The sequence below is a fragment of the Pseudidiomarina sp. genome (genome assembly GCF_048267825.1).
Classification (GTDB): domain Bacteria; phylum Pseudomonadota; class Gammaproteobacteria; order Enterobacterales; family Alteromonadaceae; genus Pseudidiomarina.
In genome coordinates this window covers 395,251-406,283 of sequence record NZ_JBLWWR010000001.1, presented here as the reverse complement: position 1 = coordinate 406,283, position 11,033 = coordinate 395,251, and the positions used below count along the sequence as shown (strand labels likewise).

At 50.1% G+C, this 11,033-nt stretch carries 15 protein-coding genes; 10 read left to right on the top strand and 5 right to left on the bottom strand.

The annotated features are described in order from the left end of the window. From ACN0UN_RS02025 to smpB, 3 genes are all read right to left on the bottom strand, one after another. The gene (locus tag ACN0UN_RS02025; protein ID WP_417658499.1) at positions 1–630 is read right to left on the bottom strand and encodes an aminodeoxychorismate/anthranilate synthase component II; all 630 of its coding nucleotides are present in this window, start codon (positions 628–630) and stop codon (positions 1–3) included. A 1-nt stretch (position 631) separates the two neighbouring features. Then, positions 632–2,224 carry an anthranilate synthase component 1 gene (locus tag ACN0UN_RS02020; RefSeq protein WP_417658498.1) on the bottom strand — a complete coding sequence of 531 codons (1,593 nt, stop codon included), beginning with the start codon at positions 2,222–2,224 and terminating at the stop codon, positions 632–634. A 294-nt stretch (positions 2,225–2,518) separates the two neighbouring features. Further along, the gene (smpB, locus tag ACN0UN_RS02015) at positions 2,519–2,998 is read right to left on the bottom strand and encodes an SsrA-binding protein SmpB (protein ID WP_417658497.1); all 480 of its coding nucleotides are present in this window, start codon (positions 2,996–2,998) and stop codon (positions 2,519–2,521) included. 163 nt (positions 2,999–3,161) lie between these two features. Between smpB and ACN0UN_RS02010 the strand changes: the two genes are divergently transcribed. The 3 genes from ACN0UN_RS02010 to sixA are packed head-to-tail and all read left to right on the top strand — an operon-like array spanning position 3,162 to position 4,475. Then, entirely contained in the window at positions 3,162–3,599 is a 438-nt protein-coding gene (locus ACN0UN_RS02010) for a type II toxin-antitoxin system RatA family toxin (protein ID WP_417658496.1), read from the top strand. Between the two features lie 3 nt (positions 3,600–3,602). After that, positions 3,603–3,974 carry an RnfH family protein gene (locus ACN0UN_RS02005; RefSeq protein WP_417658495.1) on the top strand — a complete coding sequence of 124 codons (372 nt, stop codon included), beginning with the start codon at positions 3,603–3,605 and terminating at the stop codon, positions 3,972–3,974. Positions 3,975–3,977: 3 nt separating this feature from the next. After that, complete coding sequence (gene sixA / locus ACN0UN_RS02000; protein ID WP_417658493.1) at positions 3,978–4,475, top strand: phosphohistidine phosphatase SixA; 498 nt, start codon at positions 3,978–3,980, stop codon at positions 4,473–4,475. Between the two features lie 23 nt (positions 4,476–4,498). Here the strand turns inward: sixA and smrB are convergent, their stop codons facing one another. Then, positions 4,499–5,008 (bottom strand): endonuclease SmrB, encoded by a 510-nt coding sequence (gene smrB, locus ACN0UN_RS01995; protein ID WP_417658492.1) that lies wholly within the window; start codon positions 5,006–5,008, stop codon positions 4,499–4,501. A gap of 66 nt (positions 5,009–5,074) precedes the next feature. On the opposite strand from smrB, the gene prmB reads away from it, so the two are divergent. Genes prmB through ACN0UN_RS01970 form a run of 5 tightly spaced genes read left to right on the top strand, consistent with a single transcriptional unit; the run spans position 5,075 to position 8,909 of the window. Further along, positions 5,075–6,004 (top strand): 50S ribosomal protein L3 N(5)-glutamine methyltransferase, encoded by a 930-nt coding sequence (gene prmB, locus ACN0UN_RS01990; RefSeq protein ID WP_417658491.1) that lies wholly within the window; start codon positions 5,075–5,077, stop codon positions 6,002–6,004. 11 nt (positions 6,005–6,015) lie between these two features. Continuing rightward, entirely contained in the window at positions 6,016–7,113 is a 1,098-nt protein-coding gene (aroC, locus tag ACN0UN_RS01985; RefSeq protein ID WP_417658490.1) for a chorismate synthase, read from the top strand. After that, positions 7,110–7,643, top strand: coding sequence for an elongation factor P hydroxylase (locus tag ACN0UN_RS01980; protein WP_417658489.1), 534 nt, complete (start codon positions 7,110–7,112; stop codon positions 7,641–7,643). The genes aroC and ACN0UN_RS01980 overlap by 4 nt, the downstream gene beginning before the upstream one ends. Then, entirely contained in the window at positions 7,640–7,774 is a 135-nt protein-coding gene (locus ACN0UN_RS01975) for an entericidin A/B family lipoprotein (protein ID WP_246013891.1), read from the top strand. Before ACN0UN_RS01980 ends, ACN0UN_RS01975 begins: the two co-directional genes overlap by 4 nt. Continuing rightward, entirely contained in the window at positions 7,767–8,909 is a 1,143-nt protein-coding gene (locus ACN0UN_RS01970) for an ATP-NAD kinase family protein (protein ID WP_417658488.1), read from the top strand. The genes ACN0UN_RS01975 and ACN0UN_RS01970 overlap by 8 nt, the downstream gene beginning before the upstream one ends. On the opposite strand, the gene ACN0UN_RS01965 is transcribed toward ACN0UN_RS01970, so the two are convergent. After that, positions 8,906–9,226: a 2Fe-2S iron-sulfur cluster-binding protein gene (locus ACN0UN_RS01965; protein ID WP_128351713.1), complete on the bottom strand. Its 321-nt coding sequence runs from the start codon at positions 9,224–9,226 to the stop codon at positions 8,906–8,908. The genes ACN0UN_RS01970 and ACN0UN_RS01965 overlap by 4 nt on opposite strands. 137 nt (positions 9,227–9,363) lie before the next feature. Between ACN0UN_RS01965 and ACN0UN_RS01960 the strand changes: the two genes are divergently transcribed. Further along, positions 9,364–10,665 (top strand): NCS2 family permease, encoded by a 1,302-nt coding sequence (locus ACN0UN_RS01960; RefSeq protein ID WP_417658487.1) that lies wholly within the window; start codon positions 9,364–9,366, stop codon positions 10,663–10,665. Between the two features lie 6 nt (positions 10,666–10,671). Further along, a partial coding sequence (gene gpt, locus ACN0UN_RS01955; protein WP_417658486.1) for a xanthine phosphoribosyltransferase occupies positions 10,672–11,033 on the top strand: 362 nt, incomplete at its 3' end.

The following is an 11,033-nucleotide window of genomic DNA, read 5'->3' as shown; positions in this document are numbered from 1 at the left end:
TTAACTCCCGTACTGCTTAAACAGGTAGGCCACGGTTTGCGCTAACAGCTGGCTGCCATGGCTGGTTAAAATGGATTCAGGATGAAACTGAAAGCCTATCGCCTGGTACGCACTGAACTCTGCAGCCATGGGTATAGCACCTGTTGACGCGAGAACTTTGATGGTATCGGGCAAGCGGTAGCCGCACAGCGAATGATAACGCGCGACCGTTAGTGGGTTGCTGAGCGCCTCAAACATAGGGTGCGGGCGTGTTTCAATCAGTGCTTTTTTGCCATGTACCGTTTCGTGACACCGGTCGATATCGCCACCGGCTGCATGAATCAACGCTTGGAAACCAAGACAAATACCTAGCATAGGATACTCGCCTTGCGCTAATTGGATCAGTTCTAATAGGTTACCGGACTGCGCTGGGTGGCCAGGGCCGGGCGATAAACACAGCAATTGGCGGCCTGGGTACGTGCGCATGCTGTCGATTAATGTTTGCGCAGCAATGTCATTGCGATAAATAACCAGCGGGTAACCCAACTGGCGTAACTCATCCACCAAGTTGTAGCTGAACGAGTCAAAATTATCGAGCAGTACGATGCGATCAGGCGTGTTTTTTGCAACGCTAAGTGAGGCAGATGTCATATTAGTTTACCTCCGCAGGCTGATTGGCTGCGCGTATTGCTTCAATGACTGCCCGCGCTTTGTTTTCTGTTTCGGCCACTTCTGCGGCTGGGTCTGAGTCATGCACAACACCCGCGCCAGCTTGAATAGTGGCAACACCGTCACGTACAAAGGCAGAGCGAATGACAATGCAGGTGTCCATATCGCCGGCACTATTCAAGTAACCAACGGCACCGCCATAACTGCCACGGCGTTGTTGTTCAACGTTACGAATAAGCGTTGCAGCACTAATTTTCGGGGCGCCAACCAAGGTGCCCATGTTCATGCAGGCGCGATAGGCGTGCAATGCATCAAGGTCGTCAGCCAGTTGGGCAACCACACGTGAAACCAGGTGCATCACGTGCGAATAACGGTCAACTTGCAGCAAGTCGGCGACGTAACGGGTGCCGGGTTGGGCAATACGGGCTAAATCATTACGTGCTAAATCAACCAGCATCATGTGCTCGGCCAGTTCCTTTTGATCAAGCCGTAATTCCAACTCAAGTCGGCTATCCAGGTCTGAATGAATACGCCCTTGGCTATCTTTGCCACGCGGGCGAGTACCAGCAATTGGGTACAGCTCAACTTGATTGGTTGCCGCGGTATACTTTAAGGCGGATTCCGGTGAGGCACCGAACAATTCAAATTTATCGGTACGCAGGAAAAACATGTAGGGTGACGGATTGGCCTTTTTGAGTTCGGCGTAGGCCTGCAAGCTATCGCGGCAGCTTAACTGAAAGCGGCGCGATGGAACCACTTGGAATATATCGCCCGCACTGATGTGTTCTTTCAAATCCAATACCTGACGGGCAAAATCCGCGGCGCTCGGGCTTACTTTGAGTTCGTTGGAACAGGTTTGGCTGGCTACCGGTTTTTGCACCGGTGGCAACTGACACAGTGCTGCAATGTGCCCAACCTGCAGGGCTATTTGCGCATAATAATCTTCGCTATGTGGACCGCTGATCAAGCTCGCGAGCAATTCCGTGGTGCGCTGTTGATGGTCGATAACCAGTAAGGTTTCAGCCAGATAAAATTGATAGTCAGGGCAGTTATTCTCGCCTTCTGCAACATCTGGCAGCTGTTCAAAGCTGGCCACATAATCATAGGCAAACACACCACCGAGGAAAATCGCCATGGGGTGCGGCTGGCCATGTTGCGTTTTTTGTTGCAGTTGCGTTTGTACTATACGCAACGGCTCGATATTACTGGCTGCGCGCAGGCGTGTGTCTTCATCACAGCCTGAAGGTGGTGGCGCAAATTCACAAACTAACTGCCGGGCTTGCTGGGTCAATTCGCACAGCGGACTCAGTTGCTCTGCTAACCATGGCAATAGCGCCTCACCATTTGGTGTTAGTGCTTGAATGGTTACTGTTTGCTGCTGACAGGTAAACTGCACAGCGGCATTAACCATCACCAAGCTCTTTAAGTTTTGGCGCGACTGAATTTCAGCCGAATCAAGCAATAAACTATGCTGATTGGGGCCGCACAGGCGTTGATATAACGCCAACGTGTCTGCCTGATAGGGCAGTTTCATGCGCAAGCTGGTTAGATAACCGGGTTTTTCAATAATATCCACGCGTTGCTACTCTCACTGTTGAGTGTTATTTCGATATCATTTGTCTATACAAGTTGTATAACTTTTAAAGACCGCTTGGTATCGATAAGCGCGCATAAAAAAACCCGCTTATCGAAGCGGGTTTTATCAAACGTGTCACACACGCACAGATGCATCGCCCGCTAGCTTGGGAAATGCCACCACCAGTTTTTTACTAGTTGAGTCTGTTGCGTAACTGTTTGCACGTGTGTTTCCTTAATAGGATGTAAACTTGTATAAACGATGCGAAGAACTTATCGCGATTTAAGCATAATGTCAACGCACATTGTGCTTCATAATACGGGCTTTTTGGCGCTGCCAGTCACGATCTTTAATGGTGTCGCGTTTGTCATGCGCTTTTTTACCTTTTGCCAGGTAAATTTCAAGCTTAACTAAATGCTTTTTCCAATACATGGCGGTGGCGACGATGGAGTAGCCTTCGCGCTCACTGGCGCCGATAAGCTTGTCGAGCTCACGCTTTTTCAACAGCAGTTTGCGGGTACGCTCAGGGTCGCACACAACGTGACTTGAGGCGGACAACAGCGGTTGAATTTGAGCGCCCAATAAATAGGCCTCACCGTCCTTAATGATCACGTAGGTGTCGCTAATATTGACCTTACCGGCCCGAATGCTTTTTACTTCCCAGCCTTGCAGGGCTACACCCGCCTCAAATTTGTCTTCGAGGAAATATTCGTGGCGCGCTTTTTTGTTTAGCGCGATGGTATTTGAATGCTGATTTTTTTTAGTTTTGCTCATGCGGCGTATTATACCGATGACGCGGCAAAATAAAATTTGTTTATGCGCAATTTGTTGCGCTATTCAAACACAGCATATGGCGTGTTTGAGAGGGTGAATCGGGTTAGGAAATGCGCTATCATGCCGATCATTTTTACGAAACCCGTACAAAACGAGGAAGTCGATGCCAACGATAGAACGCAGTGCTTTGGTGCCATATAGTGACGCGCAGATGTATGCATTGGTGAACGATATCGATTCTTATCCTGAATTTGTACCTGGCTGCAGCACTGCGAGTGTGTTGGAAAGCGATGAAACCAGCAAAGTGGCGCGCCTGGATATTAGTAAAGCAGGCATCAGCAAGTCGTTCACCACCCGCAATACTCTAGAGCCCTTTCAGCGCATTGGTATGGAACTGGTTGACGGGCCATTTCAATATTTACGGGGCGGTTGGAGTTTTCATGCGTTGGATGAGAATGCATGCAAAATTGTGCTTAAGCTTGAGTTCGAATTTGCGAACCGCTTATTAGGTATGGCGTTTGGAAAAATATTCAACGAACTACAAAGCCGTATGGTTGATGCTTTTGTGCAACGCGCGCAACACGTGTATGGGGCGAAGTAAGGTATGGCACCGCAACAAATTCAAATTGAAGTAGCATACGCAACGCCGGACAAGCAACAAATTATTCCACTACGGGTACCGGTTGGTACGGTGGTTGAAGAGGCGATTGAACGGTCGCAAATTAAGCATTACTTTCCAGAAATTGATCTCACCGAACAAAAAGTTGGTATTTGGAGTAAAGCTGTTAAATTGGATCATGAATTGCGTGAGGGTGACCGGATAGAAATTTACCGGCCGCTCATTGCGGATCCTAAAGCTGTACGTCGTCGTCGTGCAGACCAAGCTAAGGACGAAGGCCGCGCAGACCCTGTAACGGGTGGCCGTCGTCGAACTCGCGGTAATGATTCGGCTGAAAAAGCCGAGGAGAACAACTAAGTCGTGGCTGTTACGCTCTATATTATGCGCCATGGTGATGCCGAACCGGCGCAAGCACTCAAAGCTGATGCAATTCGACCCTTAAGCTCAATGGGCGAGAGCGAGGTGCTGGCCAGTGCTAAATGGCTCAATGGCTATTTACGTAAGCAGGGCGCAACGGGGTTGGATTGGTTGACCGTCAGCCCATTTATTCGTGCCCAGCAAACGGCCACTATTGTTGAGTCGGCCGTGCACGTTGCCGCACGTGATATTACCGACGATGCAATTCCTGAAGGCGACCCGCAACAGTTTTGTGATTGGATGTTCGCCATGTTGCAAACGCACTATAACAATGCGCAAAACATTATGTTGGTCTCACACATGCCGTTTGTTAGTTATCTGGTGGCAACTTTAGATCAAGATACACCACCGTTGTTATTTCCTACTGCAGGTATGGCGGAGATGCGTTTGGATGTGGAAATGCGTCGCGCGCAGTTTGTTCGCATGATTACGCTTGAGTAACCATCACCAACAACGAACGATTTTCACTTCAGTAAAACTAACAGCGTGGCATTCCCCCCGTAGGCCGCCGGGGCCTGATGAAAGGCCCTGACTGCTGGATGCTGAACCAGCCAATGTGGCAAATTTTCTTTTAATATTCCCTTACCATGCCCACTCATGACAGCACAGCATTCAATCTGCTGCTTCACACAGGCGCGCAGCAGTGCGCCCAATTCACGTTTGGCGACAGCTTGCGTCATGCCGTGCAAATCAAGCAGCAATTCGGGTGGGAAATCGCCACGACGCAGCTGCTTTAAGATGTGTGACGATTCACCATCCGCACAAAACCGCACCGGACCCTCCGGGAAATGCGCCCGAAAGTTGTCAGAAAAAAAGAATTCGGCCTGTTGCTGCCGCGTTCTTTGTTCGGTCTTTTGCTGCGATCGTATTCGGCGTTGTTGCCGCGGCGCTTGGTAGGTTTCGCTGCGAATACGGCGATCGACCTTCACTTGCTCGCGAAATAGCGCGAAATCATCGTCTAAATCATTGCTCATGAGGTGTATTTTTGTGCCTATGGTTGTGCATCAATTGATGCGAAAACACTGCTATTAGGGTATCTTATGGGGCAGTACAGAACAACTTCGGAGAATACCTTGACGCAATTTTTAGCCACAACAGTTCATGACGCACTGCGTTGGGCGGTGAGTGCCATGCAGCGCGCTGATATCTATTTTGGTCACGGTACCGATAATGCGTATAGCGAAGCGCAGTTATTATTGGGGCATGTGACTGAGCTTGATTTTGATCAGTTGGAGCAATTTCAACAAGCGCATTTGCAAGCGCAGGAATGGGACGATTTTGTTGCCTTAGTTACCGCGCGCATTGATGAACGCAAGCCTGCAGCTTATCTGATTGGCCAGGCTTGGTTTGCGGGTTTACCGTTTATGGTGGATGAGCGCGTGTTGGTTCCGCGTTCACCCATAGCCGAGCTTATTGATAATGGTTTTGCGCCTTGGGTTGCACAAGAGCCCGCACGGATTCTTGATTTATGTACTGGCAGCGGTTGTATCGCGATTGCTTGTGCTTATGCGTTTCCAGACGCTGAAGTGGATGCGCTCGACTTGTCAGTGGATGCTCTGGCCGTGGCTGAAGAAAACATTGCCATGCACGGGCTTGAAGAGCGGGTGGTGCCGATTCAGTCGAATTTATACGACAGTGTGCCGAAGCAACGTTACGACCTGATTGTCACGAACCCGCCGTATGTTGATGCCGAAGATATGGCCGACTTACCTGATGAGTTTCGTCATGAGCCGGAACTTGGCTTAGCAGCGGGCGATGATGGCTTGGATTTGGTGCGCACCATTTTACGTGAAGCACCTGATCATTTGACTGAAACCGGCGTATTAGTGTGTGAAGTTGGCAACTCTTGGGTGGCCTTGGCTGAACAATATCCAGACGTACCTTTTGAGTGGGTCGAATTTGAACATGGTGGTGACGGCGTATTTGTGTTGTCATACGCTGACTTAGTTAATTATCACGAACAATTCTGAGAACATAATTTATGGCGGCGAATACTTGGGGTGAACTATTCCGTGTAACAACCTTTGGCGAGAGTCATGGCGCTGCGCTGGGCGCAGTTATTGATGGTTGCCCGCCAGGGGTTGAGCTGTCAGAAGCTGATATTCAACCGTTTTTAGATCGCCGTAAACCGGGGCAGAACCGCTTTACCACTGCGCGCCGCGAAGCCGACGCCGTGCGCATACTCTCCGGTGTGTTTGAAGGCAAAACCACCGGCGCGCCTATTGGCTTGTTGATCGAAAATACCGACCAACGCAGCAAAGATTACAGCGAGATTAAAGACAAGTTCCGTCCGGGCCATGCAGATTATACCTATGCGCATAAATACGGGCATCGTGACTACCGTGGCGGGGGGCGTTCATCGGCTCGCGAAACCGCGATGCGTGTAGCAGCTGGTGCCATTGCTCAAAAATATTTGGCTGAACAATTTAACATGGTGTTCCATGCTGGTGTGGTACAAATTGGGCCTCACGCAACCAGCCCTGAACACAACGATTTTGATTGGCAGCGGGTGGCGGATGATCCGTTATTCTGCCCTGATGCGCAGATGTCGTTAGCTGCACAAGATTACTTGAAACAATTGCTTAAAGACGGCGATTCAGTGGGCGCCAGAGTGCGCCTGGAAGTTACCGGCGTACCGGTTGGCTTGGGCGAACCGGTGTTTGATCGGTTAGACGCTGATTTAGCCAAAGCCCTGATGAGCATTAATGCCGTGAAAGCGGTGAGCATTGGTGATGGCTTCGCGGTTGCGGCGCAGCGTGGTAGCGAGCATCGCGATGCTTTAACGCCGAATGGTTTTACCAGTAATCATGCGGGTGGTGTATTGGGCGGCATAAGTAGCGGTCAACCCTTGATTGCTGAAGTTGCTTTTAAGCCGACCTCAAGTATTACCATTGCCGGGGACACGATAGATAAGTACGGACAACCCTGCTCGATTGTAACCCGCGGGCGGCATGATCCCTGCGTTGGCATTCGTGGCGTGCCGGTGGTTGAGGCAATGGCCGCGTTGGTGGTGATGGATCATCTATTACGTCATCGCGCGCAAAATGGTCAGGTTAAGCACAACTTTCCAGTTATATGACGCACCAGTACCAACAGCTTATTGCGCTTTTTCATCAGTGTTTTTATCACGACTATAAAACCCGCTTAGTGGCGGGTACGGATGAGCCTTACTATCAGCCGGCACAGACGCCTGAGGATGATCATCAAATTGTGTTTGCGCATGGTTTTTTCGCCTCGGCCCTGCATGAAATAGCACACTGGTGCATTGCTGGCGAACAACGGCGGCAACAATTTGACTATGGCTACTGGTATGAACCGGACGGGCGTAGCGCCGCACAACAAGCAGAGTTTGAGCATGTCGAGCGCAAGCCGCAGGCACTTGAGTGGCTGTTTTCACTGTGTGCAGGGGTGCCATTTCAGGTCAGTGTGGATAATCTGGGCGGCATTGAAGTCAGTAGAAATGAATTTACAAAAGCTGTTCAAGAGCAATTGCATCACTATATAATTAATGGCCTGCCACCCCGAGCCGAGGCTTTTGCTCGGGCGCTTGCTGACTATTATCAGCAGCCATGGCCTGCATCAACAATAACTACATGGGACAACATATGAAAAGTCGCTATTACATCATGCTGTTAGTTGCATTAGGTTTAAGTAGCTGTGCCACCATTGACGGTATTGGCAAAGACCTCGAATCCGCAGGCGAAGCCATCCAAAAAGGTGCGCAAGACAACAGTGAGTAGTACACAGCAGTTTCGTTTAGGTCTGGTCATTAATGCATTCGCAGGTTTAGGCGGTTCCGTTGCGCTCAAAGGCAGTGACGGGGCTGAAACGGCGCAACGTGCGTTAGCGCTGGGGGCTGTTCCCAAAGCTCCACAGCGTGTTGAACATGCATTAGCGGTGATTCAAGAGTTCGCTGGGAAGGTGCATTTTGTTACCGGCGCCGGCGCGCTGGGCGAAGATGTATTGGCCAAGCTGGGCTTTTCTTATGAAGTTATCTACACGCCTCAGCAAACACCCACCACGGCCGAAGACACCCGTCAGCTCGTCAAGCAAATTGCCGCAGCTGGCGATATTGATCTGTTGCTGTTCGCCGGTGGAGACGGTACTGCCCGAGATGTTTGTGCTGTATACCCTGAACACCATCCGGTGCTGGGTATACCCGCTGGTGTGAAAATTCATTCTGGGGTTTATGCCATTTCGCCTACAGCCGCCGGAAAGGTGGCGCGTCAGCTCATTGAAGGGCAACTGACGAGCGTCACCCAAGCCGATGTTATGGACATTGATGAAGACGCTTTTCGTCAAGGTACTGTGCGGGCGCGGCGCTATGGCGAAATGCTGGTTCCGGCCGAGCTGCGCTATGTTCAAGCTGTGAAAATGGGCGGCAAAGAAAGCGACGACATGGTACTCGCTGATATTGCTGCTGATGTGGTTGAAGCAATGGACGACGAGACCCTGTACATTATGGGGTCCGGCTCAACAGTTGCTGCGGTGATGGATGAATTAGGGCTCGCAAACACGCTATTAGGTGTTGATTTGGTTATGGCTGGTGAATTAATCGCCAGCGACGTTACCGCGCGGGAACTTGAGCAGCAGGTAACTGCGCATCAGGGCCCGGTAAAAATGATTATTACGGTGATTGGCGGACAAGGCCATATTTTTGGGCGTGGTAATCAGCAGTTGAGTCCAGCCGTGATTCGGGCGGTTGGAAAAGACAATATTCAGATTGTTGCAACGAAGGCGAAATTACAGGCACTGGGGCAGCGCCCGTTGCTGGTTGATACCGGCGAACCTGAGTTGGATGCCGAATTGTCAGGCTTAATGCGCGTGACAACCGGCTATCATGACGAAGTATTTATTCGGGTTGAAAGCGCTTAAAACTGAGATTTAGGCAGGCGCACAACAATGCCGTCAAGTTCTTCGGTCATATCAATCTGACAACTTAGGCGGCTATTGCTTTCTGGATCAATAACCATATCCAGCATATCTTCTTCCATTTCACTGGCTGGTGGAATCTTGCTAACCCATGCTGGGTCAACGTAGCAATGGCAGGTTGCACAGGACATAACGCCACCGCACTCGCCGAGAATACCGTCAATCATATGATCCACAGCACCTTCCATTAGATTCTGACCGACTGCAACGTCGGCTTCAAACTCGCCACCCTGGGCATCAATATAAATTACGCGAGGCATGCACTTGGGCTCCTTCAGTTGTACTTAGTTACTAGCATGTCAGGCTGCAAGGTTACCATAGATTAGTGGGGCAAAGCGGCTCAATTTATTGTAGAATACGGCAATTTTTTTTTACACAGAAGCAAGAGTGGGGGCTTATGCGGGCGTTAATGGAACGGTTGTTTCAAATCAATGCGCAGGGAAGTACAGTGAAGCGTGAAATCGTTGCTGGTTTCACAACGTTTCTTACTATGGCGTACATTATTTTTGTTAACCCGTCGATGCTTAGTGAAGCAGGCATGGATTATGGTGCGGTGTTTGTCGCCACGTGTTTAGCGGCTGCAATTGGCTGTTTAGTTATGGGATTGTGGGCGAACTACCCAGTGGCTCTAGCGCCTGGGATGGGGCTAAACGCGTTTTTCACCTACAGCGTTGTTTTGGGCATGGGGTATACCTGGCAAACTGCGCTCGGAGCTGTATTTTTCTCTGGCATCCTATTTTTCCTGCTTTCAGCATTTCGCATTCGTTCGTGGATCATTAACTCAATTCCCGTCACCTTGCGCTTGGCAATAGCGGCCGGTATTGGTGCGTTTTTGGCCCTCATTGGCCTGAAGAATGCGAATATCATTGTCGGTAATAATGCCACCTTAGTGTCGCTGGGTGATATGTCGGAGCTGTCAGTACTGTTAGCTGGCGCAGGTTTTTTCTTGATTATTGGTTTGGTTGCGCGGGGTATTCAAGGTGCGGCACTAATCAGTATTCTTTTAGTGACCGTAGCCGGATTTTTACTTGGCGATGTGCAGTACACTGGCATTGTTGCGATGCCACCAAGTTTGGTGCCAACCTTTATGCAGATGGATATTGCGGCCGCATTTGATATTGGCATGTTGAGCGTTATTTTTGCGTTCTTGTTTGTTGATTTATTTGATACCTCAGGCACCTTAATGGCGGTTGCGCAACGCGCAGGGTTGACTAAGCCTGACGGCTCGTTACCGCGTTTAGAGCGTGCGTTGATAGCTGACAGCACGGCGACCATCGCTGGTGCTGCATTAGGTACGTCAACGACAACCAGCTATGTTGAGTCAGCCTCAGGCGTTGCCTCAGGTGGTAAAACAGGCTTAACCGCAGTGGTTGTTGGGTTGTTGTTTGTTGCCGCGATATTTTTTGCACCGCTGGCGGGAATGGTGCCCGCCTATGCAACGGCTGGCGCAATAATTTATGTGTCGGTATTGATGTTGTTTACGTTGCGCTCAGTAAACTGGGATGACATTACTGAAGCCGCTCCGGTGGCTGTTGTACTGCTGATGACGCCACTGACATTTTCAATTGCTGACGGCATTGCACTTGGCTTTATTAGCTACGTGATTGTGAAGGCTATTGGCGGGCGTATGCACGAATTAAATTGGAGTGTTGCTTTGTTAGCGGCGCTATTTATCGCTAAATTTATTTGGTTGGGGTAAGACATTATGGGTTGGCATGAAAATCGCGAATTTTTCGTATCGTGGGAAGAGCTGCACAGAGCAACCAAGGAACTGGCACGCCGCCAATTACCGGCTGAACAATGGCGCGGTATTATCGCGGTCAGCCGCGGCGGTTTAGTTCCTGCGGCAATTGTGGCACGGGAACTGAATGTGCGCGTGGTTGATTCGGTGTGCGTAAGTTCTTACGACCACGACAGTCAACGTGATAGCGTGACCATGCTTAAAGACGTTAATGCTACCGAGGACGGTGAAGGCTTTTTGGTTATCGATGATCTGGTCGATACCGGAAATACCCTAAAATTCTTGCGCGAGCGTTTTCCAAAAGCGAAGTTCATCTCGGTTTATGC